Source organism: Sinomonas albida, from assembly GCF_004919045.1.
GTDB lineage: Bacteria > Actinomycetota > Actinomycetes > Actinomycetales > Micrococcaceae > Sinomonas > Sinomonas albida.
On record NZ_SWDW01000004.1, the window covers coordinates 131,086 to 151,975 of the forward strand.

General features: G+C 71.3%; 13 protein-coding genes. 9 read left to right on the forward strand and 4 right to left on the reverse strand.

The features are described from left to right. Nucleotides 1-142 precede the first annotated feature (142 nt). Entirely contained in the window at nt 143-2,251 is a 2,109-nt protein-coding gene (locus tag E6A26_RS05295) for a DNA gyrase/topoisomerase IV subunit B (protein WP_136610158.1), read from the forward strand. Nucleotides 2,252-2,337: 86 nt separating this feature from the next. Here the strand turns inward: E6A26_RS05295 and E6A26_RS05300 are convergent, their stop codons facing one another. Continuing rightward, on the reverse strand, nt 2,338-3,318 hold the full coding sequence (locus E6A26_RS05300; RefSeq protein ID WP_136610159.1) for a M56 family metallopeptidase: 981 nt from the start codon (nt 3,316-3,318) through the stop codon (nt 2,338-2,340). A 29-nt stretch (nt 3,319-3,347) separates the two neighbouring features. Beyond that, on the reverse strand, nt 3,348-3,719 hold the full coding sequence (locus tag E6A26_RS05305) for a BlaI/MecI/CopY family transcriptional regulator (RefSeq protein WP_136610160.1): 372 nt from the start codon (nt 3,717-3,719) through the stop codon (nt 3,348-3,350). Nucleotides 3,720-3,971: 252 nt separating this feature from the next. Between E6A26_RS05305 and E6A26_RS05310 the strand changes: the two genes are divergently transcribed. Genes E6A26_RS05310 through cydD form a run of 3 tightly spaced genes read left to right on the forward strand, consistent with a single transcriptional unit; the run spans nt 3,972 to nt 10,118 of the window. Then, the gene (locus E6A26_RS05310) at nt 3,972-5,543 is read left to right on the forward strand and encodes a cytochrome ubiquinol oxidase subunit I (protein WP_136610161.1); all 1,572 of its coding nucleotides are present in this window, start codon (nt 3,972-3,974) and stop codon (nt 5,541-5,543) included. Nucleotides 5,544-5,552: 9 nt separating this feature from the next. Then, entirely contained in the window at nt 5,553-6,641 is a 1,089-nt protein-coding gene (cydB, locus tag E6A26_RS05315; RefSeq protein WP_136610162.1) for a cytochrome d ubiquinol oxidase subunit II, read from the forward strand. Nucleotides 6,642-6,644: 3 nt separating this feature from the next. Next, nucleotides 6,645-10,118: a thiol reductant ABC exporter subunit CydD gene (gene cydD, locus E6A26_RS05320; protein WP_136610163.1), complete on the forward strand. Its 3,474-nt coding sequence runs from the start codon at nt 6,645-6,647 to the stop codon at nt 10,116-10,118. An 8-nt stretch (nt 10,119-10,126) separates the two neighbouring features. Here cydD and E6A26_RS05325 read toward each other — a convergent pair whose 3' ends face one another. Further along, nucleotides 10,127-10,645, reverse strand: coding sequence for a DinB family protein (locus E6A26_RS05325; protein WP_136610164.1), 519 nt, complete (start codon nt 10,643-10,645; stop codon nt 10,127-10,129). A 383-nt stretch (nt 10,646-11,028) separates the two neighbouring features. On the opposite strand from E6A26_RS05325, the gene E6A26_RS05330 reads away from it, so the two are divergent. Next, the gene (locus tag E6A26_RS05330) at nt 11,029-12,723 is read left to right on the forward strand and encodes an MFS transporter (protein ID WP_211128964.1); all 1,695 of its coding nucleotides are present in this window, start codon (nt 11,029-11,031) and stop codon (nt 12,721-12,723) included. A gap of 102 nt (nt 12,724-12,825) precedes the next feature. Here the strand turns inward: E6A26_RS05330 and E6A26_RS05335 are convergent, their stop codons facing one another. Then, nucleotides 12,826-15,342: a DNA gyrase/topoisomerase IV subunit A gene (locus E6A26_RS05335; protein ID WP_407695362.1), complete on the reverse strand. Its 2,517-nt coding sequence runs from the start codon at nt 15,340-15,342 to the stop codon at nt 12,826-12,828. Between the two features lie 53 nt (nt 15,343-15,395). Between E6A26_RS05335 and E6A26_RS05340 the strand changes: the two genes are divergently transcribed. The 4 genes from E6A26_RS05340 to E6A26_RS05355 all read left to right on the forward strand — a co-directional run bounded on the left by E6A26_RS05340 (nt 15,396) and on the right by E6A26_RS05355 (nt 20,871). Continuing rightward, the gene (locus tag E6A26_RS05340; RefSeq protein WP_136610165.1) at nt 15,396-18,116 is read left to right on the forward strand and encodes a bifunctional acetate--CoA ligase family protein/GNAT family N-acetyltransferase; all 2,721 of its coding nucleotides are present in this window, start codon (nt 15,396-15,398) and stop codon (nt 18,114-18,116) included. A 100-nt stretch (nt 18,117-18,216) separates the two neighbouring features. After that, nucleotides 18,217-18,930 (forward strand): DUF5998 family protein, encoded by a 714-nt coding sequence (locus E6A26_RS05345; protein ID WP_136610166.1) that lies wholly within the window; start codon nt 18,217-18,219, stop codon nt 18,928-18,930. After that, complete coding sequence (locus E6A26_RS05350; RefSeq protein ID WP_407695363.1) at nt 18,927-20,213, forward strand: alkaline phosphatase family protein; 1,287 nt, start codon at nt 18,927-18,929, stop codon at nt 20,211-20,213. Before E6A26_RS05345 ends, E6A26_RS05350 begins: the two co-directional genes overlap by 4 nt. Beyond that, a complete protein-coding gene (locus E6A26_RS05355; RefSeq protein WP_136610167.1) occupies nt 20,206-20,871 on the forward strand; it encodes a thymidine kinase in 666 nt (221 codons plus the stop codon). Before E6A26_RS05350 ends, E6A26_RS05355 begins: the two co-directional genes overlap by 8 nt. The last annotated feature ends 19 nt before the right edge of the window (nt 20,872-20,890 follow it).

Consider the following 20,890-nt stretch of genomic DNA (forward strand, 5'->3'; position numbering starts at 1 on the left):
CGGCGTTCGACAGGGCACTCGGTCCCGATTCGGCAACTGACAGAGTGGCGGAAAAGGAATGTCCCGCGGGGCGACTACGCTGTGGAGATGGCGCGTGCCCGTACCGCGCACCAAGTTCTCGTTCCGAAGGAGCCCCCCGAGCGTGACCCCGAGCTCTGAATACACCGCCAGGCACCTGTCCGTCCTCGAAGGGCTCGAGGCCGTTCGAAAGCGCCCCGGCATGTACATCGGCTCGACGGATTCCCGCGGGCTCATGCACTGCCTGTGGGAGATCATCGACAACTCCGTCGACGAGGCTCTGGCAGGCTTCGGACGGGACATCAAGGTCATCCTCCACCCGGACGGTTCGGTGGAGGTGCACGATGACGGGCGTGGCATCCCGGTCGATGTCGAGCCGAAGACGGGCCTGACCGGCGTCGAGGTCGTCTTCACAAAGCTTCACGCGGGCGGCAAGTTCGGTGGCGGTTCCTACACCGCGTCCGGCGGCCTCCACGGTGTGGGCGCGTCGGTGGTGAACGCGCTCTCGGCGCGGCTCGACGTCCAGGTGGACCGGGGCGGCAAGACCTATCAGATGTCGTTCCGGCGAGGGGAGCCCGGCCGCTTCGCCGATGCCGGCTCTCGCGTGAGCCCCGACGCGACGTTCGAGGCGTTCGTCGACGACTCGGTGCTCGACGTCGTCGGCAAGGCAAAGCGTGGGGTGACCGGCACGCGCATCCGTTATTGGGCGGACCGGCAGATCTTCACGCCTGACGCGAAGTTCTCCTACGACGAGCTCGTGGGCCGCGCCCGCCAGACGTCGTTCCTCGTCCCGGGCCTCCGGATCACGGTGCGCGACGAGCGGCGGCTCGCCGGGACTCCGGGCGAGTCCGGTCCGCACGAGGAGGTCTTCCACCACGACGGCGGGATCTCCGAATTCGCGGACTACCTCGCGATCGATGCGCCGGTGACCGACACATGGCGTCTCCACGGCTCCGGGACCTTCAAGGAGACCGTGCCGGTCCTCGACGAGAAGGGCCACAGCCGGATCGCGGAGGTCGATCGCGACTGCGAGGTCGACGTCGCCCTGCGCTGGGGCGTGGGCTACGACACGACCGTCCGGACCTTCGTGAACATCATTGCGACGCCGAAGGGCGGAACGCACCAGGCGGGCTTCGAGGCCGCGCTCCTGAAGGTGTTCCGCAAGGCCGTCGAGGCCAACGCGCGCAAGCTCAAGGCCGGCAACGACAAGATCGAGAAGGACGACGTCATGGCGGGGCTCACGGCCGTGCTCACGGTCCGGCTCGCCGAGCCCCAGTTCGAGGGCCAGACGAAGGAGATCCTCGGCACCCCCGCCGTCCGCCAGATCGTCGCGCGGGTCATGGAGAAGGAACTCTCCGCGAAGCTCGGCTCGACGGCGCGTGCGGACCGCAACCAGAGTGCGGTGCTCCTCGAGAAGGTCGTCAACGAGATGAAGTCCCGCGTCACGGCGCGGCTTCACAAGGAAACCCAGCGGCGTAAGACGGCGCTCGAATCCTCCACGCTTCCGGCCAAGCTCATCGACTGCCGCACGGACGACGTCACCCGATCCGAGCTCTTCATCGTCGAGGGCGATTCCGCGCTCGGCACGGCACGGCACGCGCGCTCCTCCGAATTCCAGGCCCTGTTGCCCATTCGCGGCAAGATCCTCAACGTCCAGAAGGCGTCGGTGGGGGACATGCTCTCCAACGCCGAGTGCGCCGCGCTCATCCAGGTGGTCGGCGCGGGCTCGGGCCGCAGCTTCGACCTCGAAGCCGCCCGCTACGGGCGCGTCATCCTCATGACTGACGCCGACGTCGACGGCGCCCACATTCGGACCCTGCTCCTCACGCTCTTCTTCCGGTACATGCGGCCCATGATCGAGGACGGGCGCGTCTACGCTGCCGTTCCGCCGCTGCATCGCCTCGAGGTCGTCAATCCCGGGAGCAAGGCCAACGAGATGGTCTACACCTACTCCGAGAACCAGCTCCATGCCCAGCTCAAGCGCCTCGAGGCCGATGGCCGCCGCTACAAGGAGCCGATCCAGCGCTACAAGGGCCTCGGCGAGATGGATGCCGACCAGCTCGCGGAGACCACAATGGACCCGCGCCACCGCAGCCTGCGCCGCGTCACGATCGAGAGCGCCCAACGCGCGGAGGAGGTCTTCGAGCTGCTCATGGGCTCGGAGGTGGCGCCGCGCAAGGACTTCGTCGTGACCGGCAGCTCGAGCCTGGATCGCGAGCGCATCGACGCTTAGCGCGAGGGACCAGCTTGCGAGGGATCAGCTGAAGAGCCCTGGCGCGAGCGGGGAGTCGCGAGCGCATCGACGCTCAGCGCGAGGGATCAGCTGAAGAGCCCCGGCGCGAGCAGAAGAACAGTCGGGACGGCGAGCAGAAGGCCCGAGCCGGCGAGCACCGCCGTCGTCTGTGCATGACTCAGCGGCGGCTGGGGGGTGAGGAGCCGGCTGACCCGCGAGGCGAGCGAGGCCTCGCCCTCCTCGGGCATCCCCGGTTCGGTGCGCCTTTCGGTGCCGTTGCCGGAGGGGGAGCCGCCCTGTCCCGCGTGCGCCTCGGCGCTCCCGAGCGCCACGAGGGCGATGGCCCGCACGAGGACCTCGTCCGGTGCGGTGCGGCGCGCGACGTCGTCCGCGAGCATCTCCACGAGCGAGGACACCGCCTGGCGCGAGAGGCGCGTCGTCGGGAGCCAGGGGAGCGCCTGCCGCCACGCCTCGAAGGACCAGAGCAGCAGGTGGTGCCGCTGGGTCAGGTGTGCGCGCTCGTGATCGACGACGGCGGAGAGCTCGCCTGGAGTGAGCGCCTCCATAAGCCCGTCGGAGAGGACCGTCACCGAGCGGGACCCGCCCGGAAGGCAGTACGCCACGGGCGCCGGGTGGTTGATCACGAGCGTGCGCTCGATCGCCCCCGATGGAAGGCTCAGGACCTCGAGCAGCTCTCGGTGGCGCCGCCGCTGCGTCGTGATTCGGGCGTACGTGAGCCCCAGCGTGAAGACGAGATGGAGGCCGAGGAGCGCCGCCGCGCACAGCGCGAAGAGGTGCCAGAAGTGGAGTTGGTCCGAGGAGCGGTTGCCCACGACGATCCCGAGCGCGCGCCGCACTGCTTGGGGCAGGTTGTCGCCCAGGGGTTCGAGCCCGTACACGAGCATGGCGCCGATCATCGAGAGGCCACCGCCGAGGGCGATGGACTGCCACAGGACCATGGCGGCGAACGGGGAGCGGGAGGTCCACCGCGCTCGGGACAGGGCCACGGGAACCGGCCACGCAAGCAGGATGGCCAGTACGGCGAGCAGGTAAGCGGTCAGCAGCACGGCTGTCCCCGAGGCCCAGGGGTTTCGGGCTAGCCCCGGGCGAGGAGCCGGCGCAGCGTGGCGGCCTCGGCTTCGCTGACGCTCCCGATGAAGCGGGCCAGGACTGCCTCGCGGTCGGTGGCGGTTCCGAGTGCCTCGTGCATGAGGCGGGCGGTGTGGTCCTCGCGAGTCGAGATGGCGCGGTAGCGGTGCGGGCGCGTGCCGCGCTCGCGTTCCACGAGTCCCTTCTTCTCGAGTCGCGAAAGCACGGTGAGAACGGTCGTCACGGCGAGGTCCTTCGCCTCGTGTCCCTGGCCCTCGCTCTGCGCGAGGCGGTCACGCAGTTCATTGGCCGTGGACGCATCGGTGGTCGACCAGAGCTGGTCCATCACCGAACGCTCGAGCTCCCCGAGGCTTGCCATCGTTACGTCCTCCCCTGATGATCGTTCCCGGGCTGCAGGTGCGACCGGACTGGGTTCCCACGGAACCCTGAGCCCATTCTACGCGAGGTAGAAGAGGGTGTGCAGCAGGCGCTGTCGCGTGTTCACTGCGAGCAGGACAATGGCCGGATCCCGGCATCGCCAGGAGCGGGCACGTCCCAAATGTTCTACACTCTGTAGAAGAGTAGTTTCTACGGGCCGTAGAAGACTTCCCCGGCATCGACAGGAGCGCACATGGACGCCTTGGAAATCGCCCGCTGGCAGTTCGGCATCACGACTGTCTACCACTTCATGATGGTTCCGCTGACGATCGGGCTCGGGCTCGTCGTCGCGGTCATGCAGACGGTCTGGTTCCGGACGGGCAAGGTCGAGTACCTCAGGATGACCAAGTTCTGGGGCAAGCTCTTCCTCATCAACTTCATCATGGGCGTCGCGACCGGCATCGTGCAGGAGTTCCAGTTCGGCATGGCGTGGAGCGAATACAGCCGCTTCGTGGGCGACGTCTTCGGCGCTCCGCTCGCCATGGAGGCGCTCCTCGCGTTCTTCGTCGAGTCGACGTTCCTCGGGCTCTGGATCTTCGGCTGGAAGCTCCTGCGTCCCGGCCTCCACCTTGCGGCCCTGTGGTGCGCGGTCATCGGTTCGGCCGTCTCGGCGTACTTCATCATCGTGGCCAACAGCTGGATGCAGCACCCTGTCGGCGTGACCGTGGTCAACGGGCACCCCGTCATGACGGATGCCTGGGCCGTGTTCACGAACAACACCGCGCTCGTCGCAGTACCGCACACGCTGCTCGGCGCCCTCGGCGTCGCGGGCGCCTTCCTCCTCGGCATCTCGTGGTACCACCTCTGGCAGCGCCGCCGGGATGGCATCGACACCGTGGAGGAGGACGGCCGCGTCATCGCCGGCGAGAACCCTGGGCTCCCGGGCCGTGACCGCACTGACCACCGCGTGTGGCTGAGGAGCCTGCGGATCGGCGCCGTCGTCGCGATGATCTCCTTCGCCGGCACCGCCGTCACCGGCGATATCCAGGGCAAGCTCATGTTCGTCCAGCAGCCCATGAAGATGGCGGCGGCCGAGGCGGCGTGCCACGACGGGACGAGCTTCTCCGTGCTCTCCGTCGGCGACGTCGGCTCGAAGGACTGCTCGAACGTCGCCGCCCTGATCGAGATCCCGGGACTGCTCTCCTTCCTCGCCAAGGGCGACTTCACGACGGACGTCAAGGGCGTCAACAGCCTTCAGGACCAGTACAAGAAGGCGTACGGGACGAACCTCCCGAACAATCCCATCTACGGCGACCGGGCGGGTGAGCCCATCCAGTATGTCCCGGTGATGGAAGTCACCTACTGGGGCTTCCGCATGATGATCGGCTTCGGAGGCCTCGCGGCCCTCGCCGCGGCGGTGGCCCTCTACCTCACCCGCAAGGGCACGGTCCCGCAGGCGCGGTGGCTCATGCGGCTTGCCGTCGTCGGCATCCTCGCTCCGTTCGGCGCGAACGCGGCCGGGTGGATCTTCACCGAAATGGGCCGCCAGCCGTTCGTCGTCGCCCCCAACCCGTCCCTGGCCGGAAGTGTCGACCAGGTGTTCATGTTCACCGCGGCGGCCGTCTCGCCCGGCGTGAGCGCAGGGGAGATCCTGACCTCGCTCATCGTGCTCTCTTCCATCTACGCCGTCCTCATGGTCGTCGAGGTCCGTCTCCTGTGGCGGTACACGCGCGGCGGCGTCGCGTCCGCGATGCCCGAACTCGCGGAGACGCACGGCGATGGGGACGGCAAGCAGTCCGACGACGTCCTGGCCTTCGCCTACTAGGAGCGCACCATGTCACCTTCGGAATTCCTGCCCACCGTCTGGTTCTGCGCCGTCAGCGTCCTCTGGATCGGCTACCTCTTCCTGGAGGGCTTCGACCTCGGCGTCGGCATGCTCATGAAGCTCTTCGCGCGCAACGACGCCGAACGCCGCGTCCTCCTCAACACGGTCGGTCCCGTCTGGGACGGCAACGAGGTCTGGCTCCTGACAGCCGGCGGGGCAACTTTCGCGGCGTTCCCGCGCTGGTACGCCTCACTGTTCTCGGGACTGTACCTCCCGCTGCTCCTCGCGCTCGTGGCCCTGATCTTCCGTGCGGTCGCCTTCGAGTACCGCGGCAAGATCGTCTCGGCGAGGTGGACGCGCGCGTGGGACTGGGCGATCGCCTTGGGCTCCGCGGTCGCCGCGTTCTGCGTCGGCGCGATGCTCGCCCTCACGACCACCGGACTCCCGCTCAACGCGAACGGCGACCGCGTGGGCGGACCGTTCGCCTGGTTCACCGTCCACGCCGTCATCGGCGGCCTTGCCCTGGTCGGATTTGCGCTCGTGCACGCGCTCGCCTTCCTCGCGCTCAAGACCGACGGCGAGATCCGACGCCGCGCACACGCGGCGTTCGTGCGCTGGATGCCGCTCGGGATCCTTCCGCTCGTCGCGTGGGTCATCGACGTGCAGCTGCACGGTTCGAAGTGGTGGAGCTGGGCGCTCACGGTCATCGCGGCCGGCGCGGCGCTCGCCTCGTGGGCTCTCGCGCGCCGTGGCTCGGAGGGGCGCGCCTTCCTCCTCATGGCGATCTTCCTGGCCACGGGCGCGGCGGCGATCTTCAGCGCCGTGTTCCCCGTCGTGCTGCCGTCCACACTCGACCCCGCGTACAGCCTCACGGTCGGGACGGCGTCGTCCTCCGCCTACACGCTGGGCCTCATGAGCGTCGTGGCCCTCATTGGCCTCCCGCTCGTCCTCGCGTACCAGAGCTGGACCTACTGGGTCTTCCGGAAGCGGATCACGGTCGGCAGCATCCCGACGGCCCACAACGTCATCCCGGCATTCCTCGTCCGCGCCGTGACGGGCGGGAGCCCCGAGGGGCGCCGCCGGGCGGCGGAAGAGTAGTCCGTGCGCCCGAGCATCCCCTCCGGCCGCACGACGCGCGCCGCGCTGGCTGTCCTGGCCATCCTTGCTGTCGCGAAGGCAGCCGCGCTCGTCCTGCTTGCTCAGGGCATCGCGTCTGGGCTCGCCGCGCTATTTGCATCGACCGGCGCTGATTGGCGCGGGGCGGCACTCACCGCCGCGGCCGGCGTCGTGCTCCGGGCCGCGGCCGAATGGGGCACGCTCCAGGCCGGGCGATGGGCGGCAGTCGGTGTTCGCGAGGAGCTCAGGGCGCGTCTCATCGCTGCCGCCCTCGAGCGGGGCGGGCGCAGCGCAGCGGACGACGGCGACGCGCGCGTCGCGGGATCAGCTGCGGGGACCGCGGTGCTCGCCGTGCGCGGCCTCGAGGCGCTGGACTCGTTCTACACCGCGTACCTGCCGGCCCTCGTCCAGTGCGCCGCCGTCCCGCTCATCGTCGGGGCGCGGGTGCTGGGCGCGGACTGGGTGAGCGCGCTCATCATTGCGCTCACGCTCCCGCTCGTCCCGCTCTTCATGATCCTCATCGGCAAGCACACCGAAGACCGCGTCTCGGCCGCACAGCAGGCGCTCGCGCGCCTCGGAGCGCACCTCGTCGAACTCGCGCAGGGACTTCCCGTCCTCGTGGGCCTCGGACGCGCGGCCGAACAGCGGAAGGCGCTCCGCGCGCTCTCGGACGACTTCTCGTCGCGCACCATGGGCACCCTGCGCGTCGCGTTCCTCTCGGCGCTCGCCCTCGAGCTGCTCTCGACCATCTCGGTGGCGGTTGTCGCGGTATTCATCGGCATCCGGCTCGTCGGGGGCGAGATGCCGCTCGAGGCGGGCATCCTTGCCCTCGTCCTCGCCCCAGAGTGCTTCCAGCCGCTCCGCGACCTCGGCACCGCGCATCACGCGAGCCAGGACGGCGCCGAGGCGCTGCGCCGCGCCGAGGAGGCCATCGGGCGCCCGGCCGGACGCCGCCTCCTCGGCGAGCACGAGCCGGCCTTCGCCGGTTCTGCTTTGGCCGAGCCTGAGCCAGCCTTGGCCGATCTCGCTTTGGCTGATCCCGCTAGGGTCGATCGGGCCGATCCCGCTGTGGCGCGCCCGGTCGCCGTGAGTGTTCGCGCGCTCACCGTGAGCTACGACGGAAGGGAGCGCCCCGCCGTCGAACGCGTCACGTTCGACGCGCCGGCGGGCCAGATCACGCTCGTCGCGGGTCCAAGCGGGGCAGGGAAGACGACCGTGCTGCTGGCGCTCGCCGGCCTCGTCAGGGACGGCGCCGGCGCCCGCGTGAGCGGTACCGCCTTCGGCTGCGAGCCGGAGCGCGTGGCCTATGTGCCGCAGCATCCCCAGTTCACGGAGACGAGCGTCGCCGCCGAGCTCGAGCTCTCCGCCGCGGGGATCGCACCGGAGCGCCTCAGCGCGGCGGTGCGGGAGGCCCTCGGCGCAGTCCGCTGCGGCGGGCTCGCCGACGCGAACCCCGCGGAGCTCAGCCCGGGCCAACAGCGTCGCCTCGCCGTGGCGCGGGGAATCCTGCGCGTCGAGGCGGGCGCGACGCTCCTCCTCCTCGACGAGCCGACCGCGCATCTCGACGCCGCCTCGGCCGAAGCCGTCGAGGCGGCGATCGCAGGCCTCTCGGGGCGCGCGACCGTGCTTCTCATCGCCCACGATCCCCAGACCGCCGCGCTCGCCGGAACTCGAGTGGACCTCGTCGCGCCGGCCGGGGCCGCACCAGGGCCGCGGCGCTTCGCCGTCGTCGGTGCGGGACACGACCGGGCTGTTCCGGAGCGGGCTGTTCCCGACCGGGCTGTTCCGGAGCGGGCCCGCGAAACGACCGACGGCGGCCCCTGGCTCGGAGCGCTGTGGCGCCTCGTGCGCCCCGACCTGGGGCGCTATGTCCTTGCCGCGCTCGCGGGACTCGGCGCCGCCGCGTGCGCCGCGGCGCTCGCGGGCCTCTCGGGCTGGCTCATCGTCCGGGCCGCCCAGCACCCGCCGATCCTGTACCTCCTCGCGGCGATTGTCGGCGTCCGGTTCTTCGGCATCGCGCGCGCAGTCCTCCGATACGCCGAGCGCCTCGCGACGCACTCCGCGGTCTTCGCGACGCTCGCCCGCCTCCGCGATCGCCTGTGGGCGGCCCTTGCGATGCGCGGCCTGAGCGCGCGCCGGCTGCTTGGACCCGGTGCAGCGCTCGAGAGCCTCGTGGGCGACGCCGAATCGGTGCGCGACGAGTTGCCGCGCATCGTCCAGCCGCTGGCCACCGCGGTCCTCCTCGGGGCCGCCGCCCTCGTGGCCGTGGGCCTCCTCCTGCCCGCGCAGCTGCCGGCGCTCGCCGCTGCCGTGATCGTCGCCGTCGTCCTTGCGCCCCTTGCCGCTGCGTGGGCGGACCGACGTGCGGCGCGCCTGGTCCAGCGGGGCCGGGCGCACCTGCTCGAGCGGATCGGGCAGGCCCTGGCAGCGGCTCCGGACCTGGCCGCCAACCGGCTTGCGGCGCGCGTCCTCGCGTCCCTGCGGGAGGACGATCGGCGGCTGACCGCGCTCGAACGCCGGGGCCTCGCGGCGGAGGGGCTCGGCAGGGCCCTCGTGATCCTGGCGACCGGCCTCGCCGCCGTCGCGACGCTCGGTGCGGCCGCCGGGGCGGGCGCGCCCGCCACCACCACGGCTGCCGTGGTCCTGCTCCAGCTCGCCCTCGCGGAGCCTTTCGCGGCCGCGGCCGCGGCCGTGCAGCGGATCCCCGCGCTCCGCTCGGCGCTCGCCGGCGCGGCCGCAAGCGAAGCCACGGACCGCGCCGCGGACGGTACCGCGGAGCTCTACTCGCCCCCGGACGCCGCGGCAGACGCGCCGTCGGGTCTCGAACTCGATCGCCTCTCGGCGGGCTGGCCGGGTCAGCCTGCCGTCTTCGAGGGGCTTACGGCGAGTGCAGCGCCGGGGGAGTGGCTCGTGGTCGCCGGTCCGTCGGGGAGCGGCAAGACCACGCTTCTCGCCGTCCTTCTGGGCTTCCTGGCCCCGCGCGCGGGTCGCGTCCGCGCTGGCGGCCGCGTGGCGTGGTGCCCGCAGGAATCGCACCTCTTCGATTCGACGGTGCGGGGCAACCTCGCGGTGGCGCGCGCCCGCGAGAATGCGCCGGCGGACGACGAGCTGTGGGGAGCGCTCGACCGCGTCGGCTTGGGCGATCATGTGCGGGGCCTCGCGGGTGGACTCGACGCCCGCATCGGGAGTCGGGGCTCCGAGCTCTCCGGCGGCCAGCGCCAGCGGCTCGCGGTGGCCCGCACGCTCGTCGCCAACGCTGCCGTGGTGCTCCTCGACGAGCCCACCGCCCATCTCGACCCCGAGGCGGCGGGGGAACTCGTCACCGCGCTCCATGAGGCGCTCGCGGATCGGACGGTCGTCATGGTCACCCACCATGCCTCCGAGCTGCGCGACGGCGACCTGCTGCTGCGGCTCGACGCCGCGGACGACGGCGCGCAGAGGTGTGCGCTGGCGGGCTAGCTGTCCAGCTAGCCGTGGACGTCGTGCAGGTGGTGCTCGACGTCGTGCAGGAAGTACTGCGCGAGCGTCACGACCGTGAACTCAGAACCGTTGCTGCGGAGCCCGCGGCGGCCGTACGCGCTCACGGGAACGGCGGCGAAGGCGTCTCTCGCCGCCGCGCCCTGCTCGGCGAGCTCGGTGCGGACCGTGGCCGGATCGGCGTCGGCGTACGCCTTCTCGAGCGCCGTGGCGTCCTGGTCCCAGTTCTCGAACCGGGCGTCGTCGGCATCGAGCATGAGGTCGAGCCGCTTCCGGAACAGCTCGAACACGTCCCGAACATGGAAGCCGTATTCGAGCGGCGACCACGTCGAGGGGTCAGGGCGTTCGCGGACGTCGTCGCGCGAGAGCGCCGCGTCCCAGCGCGGCAGCGTAGCGCCCACGCGCTCGGCGACGTCGTGCGGCGTGAGGCCTGCCGCCTCGAAGCCGCACTCGGGGCACTTGCGCTCGAGGACCCAGGTCCAGTCCTTGGCGTCGGGGGTGATGGCCATGCCGGAAGTTTATCCGCCGGTCTGGACGTTCGGCGTCGGCCGCGGCCGACGCCCCGACCGGTACCCACGGCGCGATCCGGGCGGCGGTTGCATTACGAAACCGTAACGCTTTCGGCTTGTTCCCGAGTTACCGATCCGTAGGGCCGAGCGGATGGGGTGCCTCTGGCGCCGGATGCACTGTGGTTACTGGGATGCGCCGGCCTTGGCGGGGCCGGGGCGCGGCACCGAAGGCGAGGCGGCCGCTCGCCTGGGATGTGACTCGCGTCATCTCGTGGGGCGGAATGTGACATTCAACTCTCAAATAGGGGTACTAAAGTGGTTTGCTGCCCGTCACAGCGGGGCAACTGACAGTCACAGCAATCGACTCCTCGAGAGAAGCGAGAATGCCGAGAGACCTAAGCCAGACCGCAAGCGAGTCAGCCGCGGAGCAGGTGCCCACAGGGCGCCGCCGGATCACTTTCCGCAAGCGGCGACTCAGGGTCGATGACGTTCACGTCGTGGACCGTTCCATGCTTCGCCGAGCCATCGGCGGGACGATCGTGGGTAACACGATGGAATGGTTCGACGTCGGCGTCTTCGGCTACCTCATTACGACTATGGGTCCCGTTTTCTTGCCCAAGGCCGATGCCTCCGTGCAGACGCTGTTCCTCCTCGGGACCTTCGCCGCGACGTTCGTTGCCCGCCCTGCAGGCGGAGTCTTCTTCGGATGGCTCGGCGACAAGATCGGCCGCCAGCGCGTGCTTGCGGCGACCCTCATCATGATGGCCGCGTCGACGTTCGCGCTGGGCCTCCTGCCCGGCTACAACCAGATCGGCCTGTGGGCGGCAGTCCTGCTCGTGGCGGTGAAGCTCGTCCAGGGCTTCTCGACCGGCGGCGAGTACGCCGGCGCCACGACGTTCGTGAGCGAGTATGCGGCGGACCGTCGCCGCGGATTCTTCGCGAGCTTCCTCGACATGGGCAGCTACTTGGGCTTCGCGTTCGGCGCGGCGCTCGTGTCCGTCCTGCAGATCACGCTGGGCTCGCACTTCATGGGCGACTTCGGCTGGCGCATTCCGTTCCTCGCCGCCGGCCCGCTGGGCGCCATCGCGATCTACTTCCGGCTCAAGATCGAGGAGAGCCCCGCGTTCCAGGCCGCGCTCGACGCGCAGGAGCACGCGGTCCACGACCTTGCCAAGAACGACGAGAACGCCCAGAAGGGCCCGCTCCGCATCGTGCGCCAGTACTGGCGCGAGATCATCGTCTCGATGGTCCTCGTTGCGGCGGCCAACACGGTGGGCTACGCGCTCACCTCGTACATGCCGACGTATCTCACGGAGTCCAAGGGCTACGACGAGCTGCACGGCACGCTTCTGACGATCCCCGTGCTCGTGATCATGAGCCTGTGCATCCCGCTCACTGGCCGTCTCTCCGACCGCATCGGCCGCCGGCCGGTGCTGTGGACGGGCGCGATCAGCACGATCGTCCTGGCCGTGCCGGCGTTCCTGCTGATCGGCGTTGGAACGGTGTGGGCAACCCTCGGGGGCCTCGCCCTCGTCGCGTTCCCCGTGACCTTCTATGTCGCGAACCTCGCGTCCGCCCTTCCGGCGCAGTTCCCGACCGCGAGCCGCTATGGCGGCATGGGCATCGCGTACAACTTCGCGGTGGCCATCTTCGGCGGCACCACGCCGTTCATCGTGGACGCGCTCATCCAGGCGACCGGCAACGACATGATGCCCGCGTACTACCTCATGGCGACGTCGATCGTGGGTGCAATCGCGATCTTCTTCCTGCACGAGTCCGCGGGCCGTCCGCTGCCGGGATCGATGCCGAGCGTCGAGTCCTCCGCAGAGGCTCGCGCCGTCGTCGCGGACCAGGACGTCGACCCGCTCATCGACCTCGAGCACATGCCCCTCTCCGAGGTGCCTGTCGCGGTCGGCGAGAACGGCGACGCCGTCCAGCTCCCGCTCGATCACCCGGCGGCCGTTGCCGCTGCCGAGCGTGAGGGCGTGGATCTCGAGGCGACCGCGCTCGAAGCCCAGGTCTCGGGCGAGGTCCCGGTGGCATCCGGCCCGATCTCGGGCCCGATCCCGAAGGTCTGATCCCGAGGCTCAGATCTCCAAGGTCTGATCGGACCGCCAGGCACAGAAAAAAGGCCCGGCCCCACGTGGGGCCGGGCCTTTCTGTGTGCGTGAGCGGGCGGCTCAGCCGAAGCTGGGGCCGATCGCCTCGACGGCCTGCGAGAGGGGCACCCCGGAGCCGTCGCGGCGCCCGTGCTCGGTCGGCAGCGAACGGGCCACGCCGCCGCTCGACGAGGCCTTGGCCGGACCGTGACCGGCCCACGCTGCGAGGAGGACGTCTTCGCCCTTGAGGTAGCGGTGGGCTCGGACGCCGCCGGTCGCGCGGCCCTTCGCCGGGTACTCCGCGAAGGGGGTCACCTTCGCGGTGCCCGGCGCGGTGCCCGGAAGGGCGTCGCGGCTGCCCGCGATCGTGACGACGACGGCGGCCTCATCGCCCGCGGCGACGACCCCGAAGGAGATCGCCTGGTCCCCGTCGGCGAGGCGGATCCCCGCCATGCCGCCCGCCGTGCGGCCCTGGGGCCTCACCGTGGACGCGGGGTAGTGGAGCAGCTGGGCCTGCTCGGAGATGAACACGAGCGAGTCGTCGTCGGACGCCGGTTCTGCGCCGATGACGCGATCGCCCGGCTTGAGCGTGATCGCCTCCCAGTCCTCCCGGTTGAGCGGGTACTCGGGAAGGACGCGCTTGACGATGCCCTGCGCCGTCCCCAGCGCGAGGACCGCGTCGAGCGGCACGAGCGCCACGAGCGCTTCGCCCTTCTGGAGCGTGATGAAGTCCTTGGCGGCGACGCCGCCCGTGAGGTTCGGCAGGCCCGCCGACGGCGCAAGCGCGGGCAGGTCGATGGCCTGCAGCCGCATCATGCGCCCGGCGGAAGTGACGGCACCCAGCTCGCCGCGCGCCGTCGTCCGCACCACGGAGCGGAAGACGTCGTGCCGCGCGCGCGGGCCGCCGTCGGTGAGCGGCTCCGCGCCGGCGGTGCGCGCGAGGTTGCCGGACGCGGACAGGATGGCCCAGCACGGGTCGTCCGCGATCTCGAGGGCCAGCGCGGGTGCCTTGCCGGAGGCCTTCTTCGCGGTGTCGGCGGCCGCCGCCAGCGCGCGGGCGACGGCGGCCGGCTGCTCCTCGGACTCGAGCAGTACCGTCCGGCGCGGCGTGCCGTACTTCGCCGCGACCTCGCCGAGTTCACGGGAGACGAGCTCGCGCAGGAGCGAGTCCGAGCCGAGGATCGCCTCGAGCTCCTCGATCTCGCGCCGCAGCTCGTCCTGCTCCTTCTCGAGCTCGATGCGCGAGTACTTCGTGAGCTGGCGCAGCCGGAGTTCGAGGATGTAGTTCGCCTGGACCTCGGAGAGGTCGTAGACGGCCATGAGCCGCTCCCGCGCCACCGCGGCCTCGTCCGACGTGCGGATAATCTGGATGACCTCGTCGATGTCCATGATGGCCACGAGCAGGCCCTCGACGAGGTGCAGGCGATCCTTGCGCTTCCCGAGGCGGAATGCCGTGCGCCGGCGGACGACCGCGAGCCGGTGCTCCGCGTAGACCTTGAGGAGCTGGAGGAGCCCGAGCGTCTGCGGCTGCCCTTCCACGAGCGCCACGTTGTTGATCCCGAATGAATCCTCGAGCGGCGTGAACCGGTAGAGCTGCTCGAGCACGGCGTGCGGGTTGAAGCCGTTCTTGAGCTCGATCACGAGGCGCAGGCCGTGGTTGCGGTCCGTGAGGTCCACGACGTCGCTGATGCCCTGGAGCTTCTTCGCCCCGACGGCATCCTTGATCTTCTCGATGACCTTCTCGGGGCCGACCGTGTACGGGAGCTCGGTCACGACGAGGCCGGTCCGCCGGGCGGAGAGCTGCTCCACCGCCACGGTGGCGCGCGTGCGGAACGAGCCGCGCCCCGTGCGGTACGCGTCGCGGATCCCGTCGAGCCCGACGATCCGCCCACCCGAGGGCAGGTCCGGGCCGGGCACGAACTCCATGACGTCCTCGAGCGTCGCCTCGGGGTTCGCGATGACGTGCTGGGCGGCCGCCACGACCTCCCCGAGGTTGTGCGGTGCCATGTTCGTGGCCATGCCCACGGCGATGCCGGTGGTGCCGTTGACGAGGAGGTTGGGGAAAGCCGCCGGGAGCACTTCCGGCTGCATGAGCTGGTTGTCGTAGTTCGGCACGAAGTCGACGACGTCCTCGTCGAGATCGTCCGTGAGCGCGAGCGCGGAGGCCGCCATGCGCGCCTCGGTGTAGCGCGGCGCGGCAGGGCCGTCGTCGAGCGAGCCGAAGTTGCCGTGCCCGTCGATGAGCGGGAGGCGCAGCGAGAAGCCCTGGGCCATGCGAACCATGGCGTCGTAGATGGCGGCATCGCCGTGGGGGTGCAGCTTGCCCATGACCTCGCCCACCACGCGGGCACTCTTGACGTGGCCGCGGTCGGGACGCAGACCCATCTCGCTCATCATGTAGAGGATGCGGCGCTGCACGGGCTTGAGCCCGTCGCGGGCATCGGGGAGTGCGCGCGAATAGATCACCGAGTACGCGTACTCGAGGAACGACGACTCCATCTCCGACGCGACATCGATGTCCGTGATGTTCTCGGCGAGTGCCTCGCCGAGGGGGAGCATTTCGGATCCGGGCTTCCCGGAGGTCGTACGGCGTGCCAACGCTAGCTAGATCCTTAAGGTGGGTCGAACAGGGCCTGAACTAATCTAACCTTATGGCGGATGAGGACGCGGTCAGCGCATATCCCCGGCACTGGGAGGCCGATGTCGTGCTCCGCGACGGCGGCACGGCGCACCTCCGGCCCATCCGGCCGGACGACGCGGAGGCGCTCCAGGCGTTCCATGTGAGCCAGTCGGAGAGCTCGATCTATCTCCGCTTCTTCAGCTACAAGGCGAAGCTGAGCGACGCGGAGCTGCGCCGCTTCACCGAGGTCGACTACCGCGACCGCGTGGCGCTCGTCATCACGATCGGCGGCGAGATCGTGGGGGTGGGCCGCTACGACCGGCTCACCGACCCGTCCGAGGCTGAGGTCGCGTTCAACATCTCCGACCGCCACCAGGGCCGGGGGATCGGCTCGATCCTCCTCGAACACTTGGCCGCCGCGGCGCGCGAGCGCGGCGTCCGCCGCTTCACGGCAGAGGTCCTGCCCGAGAACCGGAAGATGCTCACGGTGTTCGCTGAGGCGGGCTACGCCCTCGAGCGGCGCTTCGACGACGGCGTCGTGATGGTCGAGTTCGAGATCGACCCGACCGAGAAGTCGCGCGCGGTCATGGAGGCCCGCGAGCACCGCGCGGAAGCGCTCTCGGTCCGGGGGCTGCTCGCCCCGCGCTCCGTGGCCGTCATCGGTGCGAGCCGCCGGTGGGGCTCGGTCGGCCAGCAGCTCCTCGCGCACCTTGTCGAGGGGGGCTTCTCGGGCAGGATGTGTGCGGTCAATCCCGAAGCCCTCGAGCTCGGCGGGATGCTCACGTACGCGAGCATCCGCGACGTCCCCGAACCGGTGGACCTCGCGCTCGTCGCGGTCCCGTATAACGACGTCGCCCGGGTCGTCGCCGATTGCGCCGCGGCCGGCGTCAAGGGCGTCGTCGTGGCTTCGGAGGGGCATGCCGAGGACGGCGTGCGCGGCCTCGCGCGTCAGCGCGAGCTCGTGCGGCACGCGCGCGCCTACGGGATGCGGCTCGTGGGTCCCGGCTCGCTCGGCCTCGTCAACACTGATCCGGGCGTGCGCCTCAACGCCTCGATGGCGCCCCGCATGCCGCGGCAGGGGGGCTTCGGGGTCTTCAGCCAGTCCGCAGCGATCGGGATCGCGCTGTACGCGGCTGCCGATCGCCGTCGGCTCGGCTTCTCGACCCTTGTCTCGAGCGGCAACCGCGCGGACGTCTCGGGCAACGACGTCATGCAGTTCTGGGAGGACGACGTCGCGACGAGCGCCGTCGGCCTCTATCTCGAGTCCTTCGGCAACCCCCGCAAGTTCTCCCGCATTGCGCGCCGGCTCGCGCGCAGCAAGCCGGTCATCGTCGCCAAGAGCGAGATCCTCGGCCTCCAGCTCCCGCCGGGCCACGCCGTCCGCACGTCGCAGGCCCCGCCTGGTGCCCTCGACGCGATGCTGCGGCAGTCCGGCGTCATCCGCGTCTCGACGCTCGAGGAGCTCGTCGACGTCGCGCAGGTCGTGTCGGGTCCGCTGCCAGGGGGCGCGCGCGTCGCGGTCATGGCCAACGCGCTCTCGCTGGGCCGGGTCGTAGCCGACGCGGCCGAGAGCCGAGGGCTCGTCGTGACCCAGAGCATCTGGGATCTCGACCTCGCGGGCCGCTCGGTCGCGCTGCCCGCGCTCCGCACCCGGCTTCTCGACGTCATCGACTCGGGGGTCGCGGACGCCGTCGTCGTGGCGCTCGTTCCCACCGCGGGCGTGCGTCCCGATGCGATCGCCGCAGTCCTCGCCGAGTGCGCCGCGCTGCGCTCGGCGACCGTCGTCGCGGCGTTCACCGGGATCCTCGGAACCCCCGAGGCGGGCGAGGGCATGCTCCCGGACCCGGGGCCCGACGGGATCGCGACCGCGACCGTCCCCGCGTTCACGAGCGCCGGCGACGCCGTCGCAGCGCTCGCCGCCGCGGTCCGCTACACCGAGTGGCTGGACTGGGAGGAGGGCACGCCCTTCGAGGCGACGTACGACGACGACCGTGCGGAAGAGCTCATCGGCTCGGCTCTCGCTGGGGTCGCCGGCGCGGAGCTCCGCCGCCTCGGCGCGGAGGAGGCCTCGGCTCTGCTCGCGTGCTACGGGATCCCGGTGCTCGCGTCGCGGAGGGTCTCGACTGCGGACGAGGCCGTGGCGGCGGCCGGAGACCTCGGCTGGCCGGTGGCCGTGAAATCGACGGCGTCAAACCTGAGGCACCGGCTCGACCTCGGGACGGTGCGCCTCGACCTGCGCGACGAGGGGGCCCTGCGCTCCGCGGTGGCCGTCCTCCAGCAGTCGCTCGCAGCCTTCGGTGCCGTCGCGCGGGATGCCGACGGGGGAGCGCCGCTCGAGGTCCAGCGCATGGCGCCGCTCGGCCAGGCGTGCGTGGTGCGGGCCATCGAGGACCCGCTGCTCGGCCCTGTGATCTCGTTCGGCCTCGCGGGGGACGCGGTCGCGCTGCTCGACGACTGGGCACACCGCGTCCCGCCGCTCACGACCCAGGACGTGCGCGATCTCGTGAGGGCTCCTCGCGCGGCGGAGAAGCTCCTCGGCTACGAGGGCCTGCCCGCGCTCGACGTCGCGGCGCTCGAGGATCTCGTGGGGCGCGTGTCGCTGCTCAAGGACCGTCACCCCGAGGTGTCGGTGCTCGAGCTCAAGCCCGTGGTGGTGAGCGAGCGCGGCCTCACCGTCCTCCACGCCGACGTGTGGCTGGGCAACGCCGAGCACCGAACGGACAGCGCGCGCAGGGCGATGTCCCAGCAGTGAGCACCGGCCGCCGTGCGCAGCCGCGCACGGCCGCGCGCCTTCTGCCCGGGGCTCAGGCCCACGCGACCCGTCTGAAACAACGTCTGAAACAATAGGGCCCATGAGTCAATCGCCGTCACCCAACGGACCAGGGCCTGCCGCCGCGAGCCCGAGGACGCTTGCCAACGACCTTGACCGCACGGGCTTCTACCCGCGGCTCGTCGCCGACGTGGTCGACGATGCCCTCGACGGCTCGGTGCCGCTCGCGCACCTCGTCCACCTGGAGACGCATTTCGAGCGCGCCGAGGTCCGCCGCCACGTGACGGTTCTCGCGCTCACGGACGATCTGCTCGTGGTGACCCACGTCGACGAGGCACCGCTCGAATCCGATGCCCAGCGCACCACCGCCCAAGTCTCGACGGAGTCCGTACCGCTCGCCCAGGTCGCAACGGTCGTCCTGAGCTACGTCTTCACCGAGCCCGCGGCCTACCAGCCCGGGGACCCCGTCCGTGAGGTCACCCTCTCCATCGCCTGGTCCGGGGGTCAGAGGCTCGACCTCCTCCCCGCCACGTGCGGTGACCCGAACTGCGACGCCGACCACGGCTACACCGGGTCGATGGCCCAAGAGGATCTCGTCCTGCGGATCAGCTCGGAGGCCGACGGCCCGGAGGCCGTGACGGCCGCGAAGCACTTCGCCCGCCTGCTGCGCGCCGCCAACGCGGCGAGCCCCGCCGGCCTCCCGCCGCTCGCGCCGGGGGCTTCGGCGCCCCTCCCTCGCCCCCACGTGGCCGGCTTCGGCGGCCGCGCCGAGCGCGGCCACAGGGGGCGCCAGTGACGGGCGCGCCCCTCACGCAGCACGGCGCGGGGGCGGCCGGACAGCGCGCGGCGACGGAGCCGCCGTCGTCCGATGCGGCGGAGGCCGCGGGCGGCCAGCCGCTGCCCGCCCCGCCCGCGTACGGGCACCGGAGCGTCGCCGAGATCCTGCCGAGCTGCGCGGCGGCGCTCGGCGTGCAGGGCTTCGAGAACACGCTTGGCCTCCCGGCCGTGCCCCGCGCGTGCGTGGTCATGGTGGACGGGCTCGGGCGCCAGCACCTGACCCAGCGCGCCGCGCACACGCCGTTCCTGCGGGCCGCGCTCCAGGCGGGCCAGGGCGGCATCCCGACCACGCTCGACGCCGCGTTCCCCAGCACGACGGCGGCCTCGCTGGCGAGCTTCGGCACGGGCCTCCCCGCGGGGCAGCACGGGATGGTCGGCTACGACGTCCTCGCACCGCACCTGGACCGCGTGGTCAATCAGCTCGGAGGATGGGACCCGGACGTCGATCCTGACCGCTGGCAGCCGTTCCCGACCGTCTTCGAGCGCATGGAGGCGACCGTCCCGGTCGCGACCGTGAGCCTTCCGCAGTTCGAGCGATCCGCGATGACCCGTGCCGCGCTGCGCGGCGGCAGGTTCATCGGTGCGGAGACGCTCCACGCGCGCACGACCGCCGCGGCGGAAGCCATGGCGGCCTCGCCGCGGATGCTCCTGTACTTCTACCTCAACGAGCTCGACAAGGCCGGGCACGTGTCGGGCTGCGCCTCTCCGGCCTGGGAGGAGGCGCTCGAGGAGGTCGACGCGAGCATCCGCCGCCTCGACGGGCAGCTCCCCGCGGGGACGCTCGTGCTCGTGACGGGCGACCACGGGATGGTCGACGTCCCCGCGCACCGCAGGATCGACTTCGGCGCGGAGCCCGAGCTCGTCGAGGGCGTGCGCCACACCGCGGGGGAGCCCCGCATGGTGCACCTCCACCTCGAGGACCCGGACGACGACGGCGCCGCGCGGCGTGTGCTCGACCGCTGGCGGGCGCGCTTCGGCAGCCAGGCATGGATTGTGACGCGCGCCGAGGCCGTCGCCAAGGGCCTCTTCGGCGAGGTGCGCCCCGAGGTGGCCGACCGGATCGGCGACATCCTCGTGGCCGCGCAGGGCGAGCTGGCGCTCTACGACGGCCGTCGCGTGCGGCCCACGGCGTTCTCCATGGTGGGCCAGCACGGGTCCCTCACGAAGGCCGAGCGGGCGGTCCCGCTCGTGGCGTTCCGCGCGACGGGCCGCGCCCAGTCGAAGCGGAGGCGGCGTGGCTGAGCTCGTGTTCTTCACGGGGACCATGGACAGCGGCAAGTCCACGCTCGCGCTCCAGATGGACTACAACCACCGCGCGGGCGGCCGCCGCGGCGTGCTGTTCACCAAGCACGACCGCGCCGGCGAGGCCGTGATCACGAGCCGCCTCGGGCTGCGCGTCGAGGCGACAGAGGTCACCGAGGCGACGAGCTTCTGGAACGAGGTCGTGCGCCTGCGGACCGCGGGGCACGAGGTCGATTACCTCGTGTGCGACGAAGCCCAGTTCTACCTGCCCGGTCAGGTCGACGAGCTGGCCCGGGTGGTCGACGAGCTCGGGGCCGACGTCTACGCCTTCGGCATCCTCACGGACTTCCGCACTGAGCTGTTCCCCGGGGCGCGGCGGCTCGTCGAGCTCGCCGACCGCCTCCAGCTGCTGCAGGTCGAGACGCTGTGCTGGTGCGGCCGCCGCGCGACGCACAACGCGCGGACGGTGGACGGGCACATGGTGGTCGAGGGCGAGCAGGTGCTCGTCGCGGACGTCCGGTCCGAGCAGTCCGCCCACGTGGACGACGCCGAGGTGGGCTACGAGACGCTGTGCCGCCGGCACCACCGCGAGCGCCGCACTGCCGCTGTGGCCAACGTGCTCCGCGAAGAGGACCAGCTCCTGCCGTTCGAGGACTGACGCACTCGCCCGCCGACCG

Bases quoted from the DNA above. Each gene is read 5' to 3' on its own strand.
- E6A26_RS05325 (WP_136610164.1), bottom strand. From the start codon at position 10,645: ATGGCCATCACCCCCGACGCCAAGGACTGGACCTGGGTCCTCGAGCGC.
- E6A26_RS05305 (WP_136610160.1), bottom strand. From the start codon at position 3,719: ATGGCAAGCCTCGGGGAGCTCGAGCGTTCGGTGATGGACCAGCTCTGG.
- E6A26_RS05310 (WP_136610161.1), top strand. From the start codon at position 3,972: ATGGACGCCTTGGAAATCGCCCGCTGGCAGTTCGGCATCACGACTGTC.
- cydB (WP_136610162.1), top strand. From the start codon at position 5,553: ATGTCACCTTCGGAATTCCTGCCCACCGTCTGGTTCTGCGCCGTCAGC.
- E6A26_RS05340 (WP_136610165.1), top strand. From the start codon at position 15,396: ATGGCGGATGAGGACGCGGTCAGCGCATATCCCCGGCACTGGGAGGCC.
- E6A26_RS05345 (WP_136610166.1), top strand. From the start codon at position 18,217: ATGAGTCAATCGCCGTCACCCAACGGACCAGGGCCTGCCGCCGCGAGC.
- E6A26_RS05330 (WP_211128964.1), top strand. From the start codon at position 11,029: ATGCCGAGAGACCTAAGCCAGACCGCAAGCGAGTCAGCCGCGGAGCAG.